This is a genomic window from Paenibacillus sp. WLX1005 (genome assembly GCF_046603685.1).
Classification (GTDB): domain Bacteria; phylum Bacillota; class Bacilli; order Paenibacillales; family Paenibacillaceae; genus Saccharibacillus.
Genome location: NZ_CP176756.1, coordinates 2384321 through 2399885, shown reverse-complemented (window position 1 = coordinate 2399885; position 15565 = coordinate 2384321). Strand labels below are relative to the sequence as shown.

The following is a 15565-nucleotide window of genomic DNA, read 5'->3' as shown; positions in this document are numbered from 1 at the left end:
CTCTTTTCCCTCGTAAGTCATCAGAAGATGCGATAGTTCGCCCATTTGGCAGCAGCACGGTAAGCGAGCAGGATCAGCACCATACTGATAACCGATTTGAACAGACCAATTGCTGTACCGAAGCCCATTTCGCCGTTCAAGATTGCGGTGCGATACACAAATGTATCGATAATATCGCCTTTTTCATAAACGAGCGGGTTGTACAGGTTGAAGATCTGGTCAAAACCAGCGTTCAAAACGTTACCGAGTGCGAGTGTGCCGACAACGGCTGCAATCGGGAAGATTGCTGGCATCGTGATATGCAGTGTCTGTTTCCAGCGAGTAGCGCCATCCATTTCGGCAGCTTCATACAGCGCCGGGTTAATGCCTGCCAGAGCAGCGAGGAAGATGATCGTGTTATAACCAAATTCCTTCCACACATCCGATACGATCACCGTAAAGCGGAACCAGTCATTATCTCCGAGGAAAAAGATCGGCTGAATGCCGAAGACCGAGCTGAGAATCCGGTTGGCAAAACCATCCGTTGCCAGCAGGTCGATCAGGATACCGCCCAGAATAACCCAGGATAGAAAGTGAGGCAGATAGACAAGCGTCTGAATCGTCCGTTGCAATTTGACGCGACGGATTTCATTCAGCAAAATCGCAAATACAAATGGGACAAGCAGGTTAAAGATCAATTTCAGTACAGCGATGATCAGCGTATTCCAGATCACCTGTACGCTATCTTGACGTTCAAACAGATAGCGGAAGTTGTCCAGCCCGACCCATTCGGAACCGGTGAAACCGAGCCAAGGCTTGTAATTTTGAAACGCCATCACAATCCCGCCCATCGGCAGGTAGCTGAATAACAGCAGGAAAATCATTGACGGTAGCAGCATCACGTGGAACGGCCACGTTTTCTTTAATGTTTTCATATACTCTCCTCCTACAGTTGGGGCGATGCGGGCATAGCCATTTAAGAAAATAACGACCCGGAGTCCAGGTCGTTATCTCCTTGTATGCGGCTGTACCTGCTACAGTTGGTTTGCTATTCTAGTTTATTTTTTGATGCTGCTATACCAGTCGTTGACTTCTTTGGTTACATCATCGCCACCGGACGATTTCCATGTTTGTACAAACGTATCAAACGAATCGATCGGAGATTTGCCGTAGATGATTTCGTTGAAGGTCTGGCTTTGGATTTTGTTCAGATAGTCCATTTTGGTTTTCATGCTTTGTGTGGTTGGACCAGTAAACATGTCAGGATACGAAATGTCTTTTTGGGACATCAGCACTTTGGCTGCATCCGGTGTTTCTTTACCATAGTTGGTAGCAACGTCGCGTTCCAGACGAGTTTCCGGTTGGGAACCGTCAGCCAGTTTCAACAGCGCATCCATTTGTGCATTCGGAATACGAGCACCGTCGCGTACAAGCAAGTAACGAACGCTGTTTACGTAGCCGCCATCAATTTTGTCGATTGGTACGTTTTTGCCAGATGCGTCGAGATCGTAGTCATATCCTTTGAACAGACCGTTATTAAATTCACTATCTTTGGTCGGGTTCGCCAGGTTATCGAACATGTAGTTTTCGTACGTGAACAGAGCTTCAGGGTGTTTCATGTTTTTGTTGATCAGAATGACACCGTTCGTTGTGCTTGTGCCGTGACGCATTGCTTTACCGTCAGGACCTACAGGAATCGAGATTGGCTTCCATACTGCACCCGGTGCGTTTTTCACCGTGTCTTGCAGAGGCCAGCCGCTCATCCAGTAAGGACCTGGGATGATACCTGCCGTACCTGCAACAGCTGGTTCGGATGTTTTGTTCTCATCCCACAGTGCTGCTTCTTTCGGGATGTAGCCTTTGTCAAACCATTCTTTCAGTTTTTCCAGACCTTGCTTCATGCCCGGTTGGATCGAACCGTATTGCAGCGTGCCGTCAGCAGCTACATTCCATTGTTGTGGCAATGTGCCGTAAGCGCCGAAGATCCAAGATGGATCGCCCATCCATGTGTTCATCGACGATTTGAAGCCGATGCTCAGTGGAACGACTTTATCCGGGGACAGACCATCCGGGTTTTTGTCTTTGAATGCTGCCATTACGGTTTCCAGCTCGTCCATCGTGGTTGGTGCTTTCATGTTCAGCTTGTCCAGCCAGTCTTGACGAATCCAGAGTACATAATCGTGGTTGTATGCATAATCGAGAACCGGGATCCCCATCTTTTTGCCTTCGCGGATGTATGGGTTCCATGCGTTCGGATCTTGCTCCATCGCTTTTTTCCATGTATCAGATGCATATTTGTCAAACAGTGGTCCTACTTCGCTGAACATACCAGAGTCGATCAGATCCTGTGCGAGTTGTGCGTCGCCGATCGTTACAACATCAGGCATTTCCTGTCCAGAAGACATTGCCAGACGCATTTTGGTAGCAAATGCTCCGTTCGTGTCTGTTACAGACCAGAGTGATTTGATATCAATACCGAGTTTATCTTTTGCCCATTTGGTCGCTACGTTGTTTTCAATCGTTTCCCCATTTTTAAATTGCAGTGTCGGATCGACTCCCCATACGGTTGAGATCGTTACCGGTGGATCGTATTTCTCTTTGTATGCGTTTTCAGTTGTAGCCGATGCCGTTGTACTGCTTCCGCCACCGCCGCCACACGCCGCTAAACTTCCAGCTGTCAGCACGGTTGTCAGCAGAACCGCAGCTAATTTTTTCATTCCCATGTTTCTTGCTCCCCCTTCAGGTTAAACACTGCATGTCGTAATCTGTTGTTCATGTTTTTATTATACGGGAGGGTTACGATTCCGCCTATGATACGAAGTTAATATTCCTGCACCTTTTGCAACATGTTGGGGGGGGATTTTGCCACTGGGTGGTGTGGAGTTTGTTTATACCTTTAGTTTGGTGGGGGGGTATACTTCGCTGTGGGAAGGGATTGGGGAACGGACTCAGGTGGAGCCGCGGGAATCTTTTGGATTAGGAGAGAATGAAGATTCCCGCAGCTCCAAAGTCGTCCTTTTCCCCAATTCCCTTCCCTCCGCTTAGACGCATTTCCCTCATGTATAGTGATCGGGTTAAAAGTAACTTCGATGAAGGAGGGTGGCAATAATCCAACTTTGGGGAGGGAGTAGTAGGTTAGTGAATGGAGATTTTGCGATGTTCTCTTGTTGGTTTATTGCTTTGTGGATAGTATTTGATCACAGAATTTTATCGTTAATGTTGTATTGCTTATGTATGTAGAATTCATTTTCTTGATTTTTATTTGTGCTTGTTTTAGTAACACTGATTGTATTATTTAAATGGGTTTTTGACGTATTTGGTGGGCAATCCGTCTTTTTTTAAATGTGGCTCATTGCGTTCGTGCTGGTGTTTGTCATTGAAGCATCTGCTTTGTTTGTTATGTGTAGCAAATATACAACCGCATTGGGCTTGTTGTTGTGTTTGATTTGGTCGACGATGGATTATGCTTTTTCTAGCGTTTGAAATGGAAATGGGCGAGAATCTACAATTACCTTCTCATTCGTAGATTCTCGTCCGTCCACTGGAGTTCATGCCTTTGTCCCTTTGCGGAGCGGTCCTCGCTCCAGCGCAATTATTGATTTCTTCTCAGCTATCTCTGAATTCGTTTGGTGTCATGCCGTAGTGCTTTTTGAACAGTTTGCTAAAGTATTGTGGATTCTGGTAGCCTAGTTCGGCGGTGATTTCGTAAATTTTGCGATTGGTATGTTTGAGCATGTATAATGCTTTTTCCATGCGAATGCGGATAATGTAGTCGCCCAGACCTTCGCTCGTTTCCGCTTTGTAGATTTTGGACAGGTAAACGGGATGTAGATAGACGCGGTCGGCGATGCTTTTGACGGATACATCTTGACCGAGACTTTCGGAGACGATTTCTTGTACTTGTTTGACGACGCGGCTGCGACTTGGTTCGGCGTGGGATGCGGTTTGTTGGACTTCTAAGCGTCCCAATACATTGATGCACCAGCTGCGCAGGCGATCCAGCGAGCCTGTAATATGTTGAGCGGAAAATGGATCAAGTCCGCCCGCATCACTTTCGCCAAGCATATGTCCATGGTGGTGCGACATGTACACCAACGCATTGCTAACTGCCAAATATACTTCATACAGATGTTCATGGGTGAGCGGTAACGGCTCCAATGTGTCTAGCACTGCCATTACTTTATCGCGTGCACCGCTCCATTGACCGGATTCCAACAGATGGATCAGGGTAGGCGGACGATACAGCGGCTCCATATATTTGATAATTACTGGACGTTCACGAACGGTGCCTTCCGGTTGTAGCAGGTGAATCTGCGGCTCATTGTTGCCGGATGAATGCTGAGCAGAGCGCAGTACATGGCGATACGCAGTCGCAATCTCCGTGGGAAACGCGAATGGCTCACTCACATAGACAGACAATGTCATTTTCAAATACGTACGTGCACTATCGACCAACTCCTGCAAACGCTGGCTCTCCTCATCGCTAAGCGCATCGGCAGACGTCTGCCAGAGCATGACTAGCCCACTGTGCGGAGCGCGACCAAACCAGACAGGTGCCTGACTGCCGAGCAATTCAACAGCAATATTACCAACAGCATATTCCAGCAGTCTAGCTTCACTCTCCTCCATCCCACGCAGCGAATCGCCTGTAGACATGTATAACATCCGTGCTACACGCCCAGGCTGTAAGGCAATCTCGTAATTGCTCAGTCGTTCCAGCAGCTCGCGTTCATTCAGTTCACGCCCAAGTAACATATCGCTCAGCAATCCATCACGCAGCACTTCCAGTTCCGACTGACGACGATAGGCAAGCCGATTGTATTTATCCAGCTGTCCCCATTCCTGCTCAATCGCAGTCACTGCCTTGCCGACACTCTCCATAAACTGATCGTCGTCCACAGGTTTTAAAATATAATCGCTCGCTTTCAATCGAATCGCCTTTTGCGCGTATTCAAAATCCGAATGTCCGGTCAGCACGAGCGAGCGTACGGCAGGCCAATTGCGGGACAATTCGCCTAGCAGCTCCAACCCATCGCGATCCGGCATCCGAATATCGGTTACCACAATATCGATCTCCTTTTCCGTGAGCAGCGATAATGCCTGATTCACTGATTCGGCGCAAAATACTTGATCAATGCGCAGTTGTTCCCACGGAATGGTCAGCGCCAAACTTTCCGTTACATACGATTCATCATCCACCAGCAAAATATTTACCATGTTCATTCACTTCCCCGATCTCTTTCTCTGTTACTCTGTCCATTGCACTCAAGCCGTTTACGCAATGGTACGGCTATCTGCCATTTCTACTTGCCAACTCAGTGTTACTTTTAGTCCGCCCAGATCGGATTGCGACAAAATGACACCCGCATCCTCGCCAAAGCGCAGTTGCATCCGTTGATGCACATTCCACAGCCCGCAGCCCATTTCCTCACCAAGCGGCTGCTGCAAGCTGTTCCACAATTTAAAGCGGCGTTCCTCATCTAAGCCTTTGCCATCGTCTTCGACGCTAATATACCAGCGATCTTGTTCGCGCCAGCCTTTGATGCCAATATGCCCTGCTGCCGAATATGGCTCTACCCCGTGAATGACTGCATTCTCAACTAACGGCTGGATCATAAGCGGCGGAATCGGTACTTCGCGCAGTTCATCTTCTAACTCAATTGTATAATGAAGCCGCGACATGCGCATTTGCTGAATTGCCAAATAGTTGCTAACAAACGCCGTTTCTTCTGCTAGCGGCACCAGATCGCGCTCCTGACGCGTTGTATAACGGTAATACTGGGATAGATTTTTGGACATCGCAATCACTGCCTGCTGGTTGTTCAGCTTCGCCATACTCGTAATAAATGAAAAACAATTATAGAAGAAGTGCGGATTGATCTGCGATTGCAGCTGCTTCAGCCGTGCCTCACGCACATGAATCTTTTCCAAATACACATGCTCAAACAGCGTCTGAATCTGCGATACCATCGAATTGAAGCGATCCGCCAAATATGCAAATTCGTTACGTCCCTTCGGCTTGATGCGAACGGAGTAATCTTCCTGCTTGAGTCGATTGAATCCGTAGATCAATTGCCGCATCGGCACCTGCACCTGCGCATACAGCAGATAAGAAGCAAGGCAGCTCATGAGCAGCAGTACGATCATCGCCAAATAAAATAACCGATTCGAATCGTAGATCGGCTTCAAAATATCATCCAGCGGAATATAATCAACCATATACCAGCCCGTCGCCTCGGAACGCACTACGTTGACCATATACGGCTTGCCTTGCACATTGATCGTCCGACTTTCCAAATCTTGCAGCGGCTGTTCATGCAAGGACGCAATCAATTGATCAGTCAGCCCGTGATCTGCCGAACGATTATAGATGGTGCCGAAGGACGGATTGTAATAAAATGGATCGCGGCGTCCATCGCTTTTGAATTTATCTAGCATATCCTGTATGTTACCGCTATCAAATTGTACTTTGACAACGGTACTGATATTGTCTGCTTCTACGGTTGCATTATATGGTGAAATGGATGTCCATGAGAATAGAAACGTCGGCGGCAACGTGATCGCCGTGCCATTCGTCGTACCTGTCATATTCCCGCCCGGTTCACGACTTACTTGCCAACCAGAATGAAAGCTTTGCAAGGCTTCCCTTTTGTTAATGCTGGTCACATCGTTATCCGTTACAAGTCGCTGCAAAGACGGCGAATAAATGGACAGATGGCTGCGCCAGTTTGAGGAACTTTCCTGAATTGCCAGCTTGCTCTGGATGCGCTTGACCAAATTGATTGCATCCAGATTTAGATAATCATTTTGCAAATACAGATCGTTAAAGCTCACAATATCGGGATCATGAATGAGCAGATTCGGCCACGATGCCAGCAGCTCAATATTCGTATTCACCTGATTTTGAAAAAAGCTAAGCTGATTCATATTGGACTTGTTAAGCTCCTCACTCAGCACATCCGCAGTCGTACGATTGGAATAACTATACAGCACAATTACCGGAATCAGCATCAATACGACAAGCAGGACAATCTTGGTGAACAGGTTATAGCGGTACATCGTTCTTCGCACTCCTTCATCATCCCCAGCGTTGGCTGGTGCGGCGGATCATATACATGCCGCCTCTCATCAAAATATAACCCAGCACACTGATCATCAGGATCATGCCGGTAAATACGGCCATAAAATGAAGCTCCGACGGGTCTGTTATGATCATCATAACATCATTTAGGATCTTATGGGGATCAGTAAATACATCCCAGCTATTCCAGCGAATAAACCGCCCAATGTAAATACCAATGCTACTCAATACCAGAATCATCGCCGCGAAAATCCAGCCGCGCACCTGCCCGTAAGCTTCAGCAATATGCTGCTGCACCGACGATAGCGCATAAGCGCCCAACCCCAAACCAAGCAAACCAGCACTGAAAAATAAATACAGATGATACCAGAATTCCAGATCCTTAACAAAACGTCCATTGGGACGATAATGCACAAACGGATGAATCAGATCTGTCACTAGATAAGCCGCATTCGGGTAAAACAACAACCAGCACAAGCCCACAAATCCAACCAGCAGCTTACCGTGCCAGCGCATGCGCCGCTGTGTATACAAACTCAATATGCCATCCAGTATAAGTGCAAGTACAACCGGCACCCACGCAAGGAATATATCCCAGTTCAAAAAGCGATACAGCTCACGTCCCGTATATACGCGCAGATGCATACCGAGCCAGACGCAAAACAATGTCGCGACCAAGAGCGCACCTAACAATATCAACTTGCCTGTCCACGGCTTTGTTCCCCAGATACTATCATTCATGCTACGCTCCTCCTTGCCCTGCATGAGACAATGTCGCGGCAAATCGCTCACAAACTTCCTCAATTTCTTCCCGCCGCACCAGTTGCTTCCGCCAATGTGCAGGAATCTGCTCATATCCGTAATAAATGCCCGCAAGCCCGCCCGTTACTGCACCAGTCGTATCGGTATCCAGCCCAAGATTAACTGCCTTCAGCACCGCATCTTCATAATGATCTGTATGCAGCAGTGTCCAGATCGATGCTTCCATCGTATGCAGCACATAGCCGCTTGATGAAATCTCTTCTATAGAAGCATGAGTCAGCGAACCGTTTACCACACGTTCAAATCGTGCATATTCAGCATGCTGTGCATAATTCATTTGTATCGTCTGGCATGCCGCCGCATAACAATCGGCGATCGAACGTCCACTGGCATGTAGCAATTCCAGTCCCAATTCAATATAGATCACGCCTGCGAGTAGCGATACCGGATGCCGATGCGTAAGCGAAGATACACGGCGCACCCATTCATACCGTGTAGCAATATCTAGTCCATCCAGTCGATACACAAGTGGCAAAATACGCATCAGCGAACCGTTGCCATTGCTGTACTCGTCCGTTCCGCCCGCTTCTTCTACAGGTACAGTGCCACTTTCGATGATGGCAATCGCTTGCCGAGTCGCAATACCGATGTCAAACAGCTCATCATGCGCTGTCCATAATCCCTGCCGATACCACTGAATAAATCGACGACCGAGATCATCTGTATTCAATTGTGGATGCATTATCAAACTGTACAACAAACAATACGTCATCGTACTATCGTCAGACCATGTTCCTGGCGGTTGATTGTGCGTGCCATAGCCAATCATATCTGTTGCTGGATGAGCGGCAATTTCCTGACGATTTTGAAATTCATAAGGTACGCCTACTGCATCACCGACAAACAGCCCGATAATGCCATCGCGTACACGTTCATTTGTATTCATAAGGTATCTTTCCTTTCGGTAAGTTGGTATATTCCTTGTTTATGCGTATGATTCCACATAACATTGATGCTATAATCGTATGTAATCTATAGAGGAGTGAGCAGCATGATTATTGATATTCAGCACGCCAGCTGGCGCAGGGAAACCGGGCTGATCATCGGCGACGTGTCTTGGCAAGTACAGCCTGGCGAACACTGGTGTCTGCTAGGTCTGAACGGCTCCGGCAAAACGACACTGCTTAACATGATCAACGGATACATCTGGCCCACCACCGGAAATATCTCTGTACTTGGGGAGAGATTCGGCGAGGTCGATCTGCGCGAGCATCGCAAAAAGATCGGCTGGGTTAGTACTTCATTACAGCAGCGATTACACGGTCGCGATGTGGCAGAACAGATCGTACTGAGCGGCAAATTTGCATCAATCGGCATTTATACCGAAGTTGCCGACAGTGATCGCGAACAAGCACAACTCCTGATGCGTCAACTGGATGCGCAGCATCTGACCGGACGCACTTATGATACCCTATCTCAAGGAGAGCGGCAACGTATCCTCATTGCCCGCGCACTGATGGCGTCACCGGAATTGCTCATTCTGGATGAGCCATGTACCGGGCTGGATATTTTCGCACGCGATCAGCTATTGCACCGGGTTCAACAAATTGCCATGCAGGAAAACGCACCAACACTAATCTATGTCACCCATCATATTGAAGAGATTATGCCTTGCTTTAACAAAACGCTGTTGCTGCGCGATGGCGATATATTCGCCGCTGGCAATACAGCGGATATGCTGGACTCCCAGCGTCTGAGCGAATTTTTCCAAACCGGTGTCGATGTGCGCCCAGAACCTGGAGAGCGCTATTCCATCCGTCTAACTGGCAACTAGCCGAAAGGAGTCATTCATCTATGAAATACAGATATCTCGGCCGCAGCGGCTTGCAAGTTTCCCTGCTCGGTCTCGGAACCAATTCCTTCGGTAAACGTGCCGATAAAAAAACATCGATTCAAATTTTGCATGCTGCCATTGATAGCGGCATTAACTTTATCGATACTGCCAACATTTACGCCAATACTGCTTCGGAGGAAATTATTGGCGAAGGCTTGAAAAATGGCAAACGGCAGCAGGTTATTCTCGCCACCAAAGCAGGATTACCACGCGGGGATGGTGCCAATCAGCAAGGGTCATCGCGTTATCATTTGCAGCGTGAGCTGGACGACAGTCTGCGCCGACTGCAAACCGATCATGTTGATCTATACCAGATTCATACGTTTGATCCGAAAACGCCGCTGGACGAAACATTGCGTACGCTGGAGCATATGGTGCAGTCCGGTAAAGTTCGATATATCGGCGCTTCCAACTATGCTGCATGGGAGCTAATGAAGGCGCTAGGTCTGAGCGACCGCTTGGGAGTAGAGCGCTTTATCTCTTTGCAAACGTCGTATTCCCTTGCCGACCGCACTCCGGAACAGGAATTGATTCCGCTCTGTCTGGATCAGGGCGTAGGTATCATTCCTTATTTTCCATTGGCAGGTGGCATTCTGACTGGCAAATATTCGCAAGAGGACGAAGCACCAGCTGGATCGCGTGCGGATAAAGACCCTTCATTTAATCGTCTGATGACTGGCGAACGTATCGGTCTGGCTGACGGAATCAGCTGGTTATCGCGCTCGATGTCTATCGATCCGGCGGTACTGTCATTAGCATGGCTGATGGAGCAACCGGCAGTATCCAGCATCATCGCTGGTGCCACGTCTGTTTCCCAGCTACACAATAATATGCATAGCGTCAATATTACGCTGAGCGATGAAGTAAAAGCCGAATTGGAGCATCTGAGCAAGCCGTTTCGTTATAGCGAACCATTCGCTACCTATCGTCTCTGGTAAGTAGCATGATCGTTCTCTCTATCCTTGTTATGTAGGTTTAGCCTCTTACAGAGGTATACGGGATGTACATGGATATGCAATCTGTTGATCCATGTTTACATCCTTTTCCTGCATACGTTACGATTATACTATGCGTTATATGCAATGATTTCATACTCTATGTTGGATGCACATTCTACGCATCTTCTAGTTATATTACTATGTTGTTCCTATTCAAAGGAGGTTAACCGATGTCCCATTTCTCCAAGCATTCCGCTCATACCGATTCGAATTTTACATATCCACAGCACATACAGTTTCCACCTGCATTACAGCCCGGCGACAAGGTTGCCGTTACCGCGCCATCCAGTGGAGTGCCCACCCAGCTGCATCATCTTGTTCATGATATGCGCGATTATTTGACATCACTTGGCTATGAGCCAGTGATCGGCACCAGTGTATGGACAGATGACAAATGCGTAAGTGTACCGAAAAAAGAACGTGCCGCTGAGCTGCAACAATTCCTGCTTGATCCGCAGATCAAAGCCATCATTCCACCGTGGGGCGGCGAATTTCTGATGGAACTACTGCCGCTACTAGATTGGGAGCAAATTCGGACATTGCCACCAAAATGGATTCTGGGCTTTTCTGATACGAGTACGTTAACATTCGTATATACCTTGTATACTGGTTATGCTAGTGCTCACGGACCGAGCGGCGTCGATATTGCACGGGCGGATGACGAGACGACATCGCGCTGGCATGATCTGTTGACCGCCGTTGCCGGGCAACCAGTGGAACAGCAGTCGTCTGCTCATTACCAATCAACTAGTGATTTTAGCAAAGCGGGATTCAAGCTGGATGCGCCGACACGCTGGGAGATTCTCGGTCAGGAACAACAGAAGCAAGCCGAGATCAGTGTGTCTGGTCGACTGCTGGGCGGATGTCTGGATGTACTAACGCCGTTAACAGGAACCGTTTGGGCACCAGTTCCCTCTTTTATTGAGCAATATGGAAAAGAAGACGGTATCATCTGGTATCTAGAGAGCTGCGAGATGAACGCCGCCGATATATACCGTCATCTGTGGCAATTACAGCAAAGTGGCTGGTTCCAGTATACCAGTGCTGTATTGATCGGTCGTCCTGCTGGTTATGTACCGGTAAAAAACTTCAAACTGATCGATGCGTTACACAGTGCGTTTGATGAGCTGGATTTCCCGGTTATTTACAACGTGGATATCGGTCATATTCCACCGCAGGTAACGTTGATTAACGGCGCAAAAGCAGAGATTACAGTGACAGACGGCAAAGGAAATATTGTTCAGACGCTGATTTAAGCGCTACATTTCGAAAGCTACCTTCTGAAAAAAGCTTTACTAGATGTAGCAAAGCATCACTTGATTAACAGCTTTACCTTCAATCCTAACTTCATACGTATTCTTACCACAATTTCCCCTGTGCTGCTCATATCGACAAACTGACTTATACCTACCGGAACTTTGAAAATAATCCGTTCCCAAGTCAGTGTACGATCCAGATGCAGCCACAGGGGATGTTATCATTTTCTTCTTATTAATAGATGCCGAACGCCATGCAAAATACCGTAGCCCAGACAAGCGCCCAGCGTATTCAGCACAATATCATCCACATCGAATGTTCCACGTCTCGTTATCAACTGCAAGATTTCCAGTACCAGAATGAATAATGCAAATCCACCTGCAAACGGCAACACCCTCATACTACGCACGACTGGAATCAATAAGCCAAACGGCACAAACACGGCGACATTTCCTAGCAAATTAATCCACTGATCCATCGTCGTCCCAATACGCATCGTTGCAAAATCAGCAATGGTTCGCAGTGGAATCACATTATACCGATACGGCGTATCCTCGTCCGGCGCATGACGACCAAATCCGAAAAACATCCAATACACCAGCAAAATCGTATACCCAATCACCAAAAAAGCAGCGATTCTTGTTCGCATCATACAGATTGCATGGAAGATGACGATTGTACTCTATGATGCTCAAACGAAGTGTAGTGCTCCCCCGTCGTATCAGAAAGCAGCAATTCCAACAATCCATTCGGTACTAGCAATGCATGTTGATGTTGCTCTATCTCCTCTAGCGTTTTCCACACTGCTCGATACGTCGTCTCTCCTTCTATACCTTCGATCACTTCCTGCTCATACCACTGTTGATCCGGCAATTTCCCTTCATAAATAAAAGCCAGATCATGTCCATATTGCGGCTGTTCAGGCAGCTCCTCCACCTGTACACCGTTGATTTCGGCGATTTCTAGTCTATTGGTTTGGTAATGATTTTCGATCACATAACGTAAGCTAGGCTGCTCAATAACAGCACCAATCTCCTCCTGCACTTCGCGCACAACGGTATCGATACTGCGCTCGCCATATTCCATCGTTCCACCGATTGGGCGGTACATGATGCGTCCACTGCTGGCATAGATCGCTTCTTGAAACAAATATCGTCCCTCATGCTCAAACAGACAGAGACAGGATATGCGTATACTCATCTTCACCACTCCTTTACTATGTAAGATTGCTTCTGTATATCTCTCCATCGCAGTGCGGTTTCGCGGTACAATTTGCCGCCGATTTTGATCGTTTGTTCCTTGTAAGGTACAGCTCCATAGTGTTGGTAAAAGCGCACAGCTGGATTGTCGCGCAGTGCCCAGACGATCACATGATCATACTGCTGTTGTTGCAGCCATTGCAGCATTCGGGACAGCAATTGTCCACCCCAGCCTTGCCCTTGTGCAGATGATACCAAATACAGCGCGTAGATCTCCCCTTCGCGCTGTCCGTTTATGTTGGATACAGATAGTTCACGACTGCTTCCACCGCTAATAAAGCCGGTAATTACGCCCGCTTCATTCTCTAACACTAGTAACTGATACTGCTCATTCATTCGTTTCAATTGCTCCTGCCATGCCTGCTGACGTTGCGGCACGGACAATTGCTGTAAATACGCCATATCCAGCAACCCAGCATAGGTCTTCTGCCAGCTATGTACATGAACGATGGCAATCCCTGCTTCATCGCCCGGTCTGGCATGGCGGATAATCATGTTGTGCGACCTCCTTGGGTTGTGTGGATTTCATACTTGTTTGCAATCTTAGCTTGCTTCTTTGAGATCATCTTATGAACGATCAACTTACGAATACATACTACCCCTTAACGAATCAAATGCAGACAAAAGTCTAAATCCGCCTGCAAATGCTCCTTCATCAGCTTCTCTGCCGTATCGCCGTCATGCGCCTGAATCGCTTCGCAAATCCGCGCATGTTCTTCGATCAGAAATGGTCGATCATGCAGTACAACTTTTTGCCGGAACAAGTAAATGACCGATTGCATCTGATCAAATAGATCGATCATCCGCGCATTGTTGCTCGCCTGCATAATGATTTCGTGAAATTCGCGGTTAGCTTCCATAATCTCGTCCTTGCTACCTTCTCTGCCAATCTGCACACAGTGCTTGAGCTTATCTAGCTCAACGGTGGATAGAAATGTGGCGGCACTGCGCGCAGCATACCCTTCGAGCAGCATGCGTAATTCAAATGTATTACGCAAATCCGTCTCCGTCAGCTTGACCACTCGTTTGTTGACGATTAGCCCTTCCTGCTCCAGCTTGCGGATCGCTTCACGAATCGGTGTACGGCTGACGCCCAGCTCGGTAGCCAGCTTTTCCTCTGTTAACTTGATTCCCTGTTTTAAATGACCGTTCAAAATCATATCCCGCATCACTTCATACGATTGTGCATAAGCGGAACGCACTTTGCCATGATCCTGTTCCATTGTTGTTCACCTCTGTAGTTTACTTTAGCGAAAATCATTTTAATGCACAACCTGATACTAAGAAGCTTTCAAGAGATCAAATTTAAAAAGAATACATTTTATTCAAAATTGTATACAAAAATTAAATTATTGTGTACAATAACTTTCGAAGAGAGACTGATACCGCTTTCAAAAGCAGGATAGGAGGAAATACAATGCAAAAACGTTTAGGATTTATCGGGTTAGGTATTATGGGACGACCTATGGTGAGTAACTTGCTACAAGCTGGTCATCAGGTGACAGTATTTGATATTAATACAGCCGCCGTAGATCATCTCATGTCACAAGGTGCGAATAGTGGTGCAACTCCGGCAGATGTGGCAGCGCAGAGCGAGATCGTGTTCACGATGTTGCCGAACTCCAGTCATGTACAGCAGGTCGTACTTGGTGAGAATGGTGTTCTGCAAGGGGCGGCTCCGGGCACTATTATTGTCGATATGAGTTCCATATCACCAGTCATCTCACGGGATATTGCCACCGCTGTACAAGCTGCCGGTTTACATATGATCGATGCCCCTGTTAGTGGTGGCGAACCCAAAGCGATCGACGGCACGTTGGCTATTATGGTGGGCGGAGATGAGAGCGTATTCACTTCCATTTTGCCAATACTGCAAGTGATGGGTAGTCAGGTGATTCGAGTTGGCGATAATGGCTCTGGGGCGACTGCCAAGCTGGCAAATCAGATTATCGTCAACCTGAATATTGCTGCGATGTCGGAAGCACTCGTCTTCGCTGCCAAAGCCGGGATCGATATTGGCAATATGTATCAGGCGATTCGTAGCGGTCTGGCAGGCAGTGCCGTACTGGATGCCAAAGTACCGCTCATTCTGGAACGTAACTTTGTCGCTGGCGGACGAATCGATATTAATCTGAAGGATATGACCAATGTAATGGAAACAGCGCATGACATCGGAGTTCCGCTACCGCTCAGCAGCCAACTGCTCGAAATCTTCCATACGTTAAAAGTTGATGGCAAAGCAGCAGATGATCACGGCGGTATCGTGCAGTATTTTGAAAAGTTGGCAGGCGTTGAGGTTCGAGCGAATTCCGCAAATTGATATCTGTGATCCACT

General features: G+C 47.6%; 14 protein-coding genes. 4 read left to right on the top strand and 10 right to left on the bottom strand.

The genetic code is table 11. The features are described 5' to 3' along the window. Positions 1–20: 20 nt before the first annotated feature. The 6 genes from ACE3MZ_RS10425 to ACE3MZ_RS10400 all read right to left on the bottom strand — a co-directional run bounded on the left by ACE3MZ_RS10425 (position 21) and on the right by ACE3MZ_RS10400 (position 8768). Positions 21–914, bottom strand: coding sequence for an ABC transporter permease (locus tag ACE3MZ_RS10425; RefSeq protein ID WP_367057191.1), 894 nt, complete (start codon positions 912–914; stop codon positions 21–23). A gap of 123 nt (positions 915–1037) precedes the next feature. Next, positions 1038–2702: an extracellular solute-binding protein gene (locus ACE3MZ_RS10420; RefSeq protein ID WP_411346364.1), complete on the bottom strand. Its 1665-nt coding sequence runs from the start codon at positions 2700–2702 to the stop codon at positions 1038–1040. 883 nt (positions 2703–3585) lie between these two features. Continuing rightward, complete coding sequence (locus ACE3MZ_RS10415; RefSeq protein WP_411346363.1) at positions 3586–5196, bottom strand: response regulator; 1611 nt, start codon at positions 5194–5196, stop codon at positions 3586–3588. Positions 5197–5253: 57 nt separating this feature from the next. Next, complete coding sequence (locus ACE3MZ_RS10410) at positions 5254–7038, bottom strand: sensor histidine kinase (protein ID WP_411346362.1); 1785 nt, start codon at positions 7036–7038, stop codon at positions 5254–5256. A 19-nt stretch (positions 7039–7057) separates the two neighbouring features. Further along, positions 7058–7801 carry a DUF1361 domain-containing protein gene (locus tag ACE3MZ_RS10405; RefSeq protein ID WP_411346361.1) on the bottom strand — a complete coding sequence of 248 codons (744 nt, stop codon included), beginning with the start codon at positions 7799–7801 and terminating at the stop codon, positions 7058–7060. Between the two features lies 1 nt (position 7802). After that, on the bottom strand, positions 7803–8768 hold the full coding sequence (locus ACE3MZ_RS10400) for an ADP-ribosylglycohydrolase family protein (RefSeq protein ID WP_411346360.1): 966 nt from the start codon (positions 8766–8768) through the stop codon (positions 7803–7805). A 105-nt stretch (positions 8769–8873) separates the two neighbouring features. Between ACE3MZ_RS10400 and ACE3MZ_RS10395 the strand changes: the two genes are divergently transcribed. The 3 genes from ACE3MZ_RS10395 (at position 8874) to ACE3MZ_RS10385 (ending at position 11970) form a co-directional block, all read left to right on the top strand. After that, positions 8874–9656 carry an ABC transporter ATP-binding protein gene (locus ACE3MZ_RS10395; RefSeq protein ID WP_411346359.1) on the top strand — a complete coding sequence of 261 codons (783 nt, stop codon included), beginning with the start codon at positions 8874–8876 and terminating at the stop codon, positions 9654–9656. 20 nt (positions 9657–9676) lie between these two features. Beyond that, on the top strand, positions 9677–10654 hold the full coding sequence (locus ACE3MZ_RS10390; protein WP_411346358.1) for an aldo/keto reductase: 978 nt from the start codon (positions 9677–9679) through the stop codon (positions 10652–10654). 230 nt (positions 10655–10884) lie between these two features. Next, positions 10885–11970: a S66 peptidase family protein gene (locus ACE3MZ_RS10385; protein ID WP_411346357.1), complete on the top strand. Its 1086-nt coding sequence runs from the start codon at positions 10885–10887 to the stop codon at positions 11968–11970. A 221-nt stretch (positions 11971–12191) separates the two neighbouring features. Here ACE3MZ_RS10385 and ACE3MZ_RS10380 read toward each other — a convergent pair whose 3' ends face one another. From ACE3MZ_RS10380 to ACE3MZ_RS10365, 4 genes are all read right to left on the bottom strand, one after another. Next, entirely contained in the window at positions 12192–12623 is a 432-nt protein-coding gene (locus ACE3MZ_RS10380; RefSeq protein WP_411346356.1) for a VanZ family protein, read from the bottom strand. Continuing rightward, positions 12620–13171, bottom strand: a complete 552-nt coding sequence (locus tag ACE3MZ_RS10375) for an NUDIX domain-containing protein (RefSeq protein WP_411346355.1) — start codon at positions 13169–13171, stop codon at positions 12620–12622. The genes ACE3MZ_RS10380 and ACE3MZ_RS10375 overlap by 4 nt, the downstream gene beginning before the upstream one ends. 2 nt (positions 13172–13173) lie before the next feature. Next, positions 13174–13725: a GNAT family N-acetyltransferase gene (locus ACE3MZ_RS10370; protein WP_411346354.1), complete on the bottom strand. Its 552-nt coding sequence runs from the start codon at positions 13723–13725 to the stop codon at positions 13174–13176. A gap of 107 nt (positions 13726–13832) precedes the next feature. Then, entirely contained in the window at positions 13833–14453 is a 621-nt protein-coding gene (locus ACE3MZ_RS10365; RefSeq protein WP_411346353.1) for a GntR family transcriptional regulator, read from the bottom strand. Positions 14454–14632: 179 nt separating this feature from the next. Between ACE3MZ_RS10365 and garR the strand changes: the two genes are divergently transcribed. After that, entirely contained in the window at positions 14633–15550 is a 918-nt protein-coding gene (gene garR / locus ACE3MZ_RS10360) for a 2-hydroxy-3-oxopropionate reductase (RefSeq protein WP_411346753.1), read from the top strand. The last annotated feature ends 15 nt before the right edge of the window (positions 15551–15565 follow it).

Excerpts from the sequence above, each read along its gene's own strand:
- ACE3MZ_RS10425 (WP_367057191.1), bottom strand. The coding sequence starts at position 914 with ATGAAAACATTAAAGAAAACGTGGCCGTTCCACGTGATGCTGCTACCG.
- ACE3MZ_RS10420 (WP_411346364.1), bottom strand. The coding sequence starts at position 2,702 with ATGGGAATGAAAAAATTAGCTGCGGTTCTGCTGACAACCGTGCTGACA.
- ACE3MZ_RS10415 (WP_411346363.1), bottom strand. The coding sequence starts at position 5,196 with ATGGTAAATATTTTGCTGGTGGATGATGAATCGTATGTAACGGAAAGT.
- ACE3MZ_RS10410 (WP_411346362.1), bottom strand. The coding sequence starts at position 7,038 with ATGTACCGCTATAACCTGTTCACCAAGATTGTCCTGCTTGTCGTATTG.
- ACE3MZ_RS10405 (WP_411346361.1), bottom strand. The coding sequence starts at position 7,801 with ATGAATGATAGTATCTGGGGAACAAAGCCGTGGACAGGCAAGTTGATA.
- ACE3MZ_RS10400 (WP_411346360.1), bottom strand. The coding sequence starts at position 8,768 with ATGAATACAAATGAACGTGTACGCGATGGCATTATCGGGCTGTTTGTC.
- ACE3MZ_RS10395 (WP_411346359.1), top strand. The coding sequence starts at position 8,874 with ATGATTATTGATATTCAGCACGCCAGCTGGCGCAGGGAAACCGGGCTG.
- ACE3MZ_RS10390 (WP_411346358.1), top strand. The coding sequence starts at position 9,677 with ATGAAATACAGATATCTCGGCCGCAGCGGCTTGCAAGTTTCCCTGCTC.
- ACE3MZ_RS10385 (WP_411346357.1), top strand. The coding sequence starts at position 10,885 with ATGTCCCATTTCTCCAAGCATTCCGCTCATACCGATTCGAATTTTACA.
- ACE3MZ_RS10380 (WP_411346356.1), bottom strand. The coding sequence starts at position 12,623 with ATGATGCGAACAAGAATCGCTGCTTTTTTGGTGATTGGGTATACGATT.
- ACE3MZ_RS10375 (WP_411346355.1), bottom strand. The coding sequence starts at position 13,171 with ATGAGTATACGCATATCCTGTCTCTGTCTGTTTGAGCATGAGGGACGA.
- ACE3MZ_RS10370 (WP_411346354.1), bottom strand. The coding sequence starts at position 13,725 with ATGATTATCCGCCATGCCAGACCGGGCGATGAAGCAGGGATTGCCATC.
- ACE3MZ_RS10365 (WP_411346353.1), bottom strand. The coding sequence starts at position 14,453 with ATGGAACAGGATCATGGCAAAGTGCGTTCCGCTTATGCACAATCGTAT.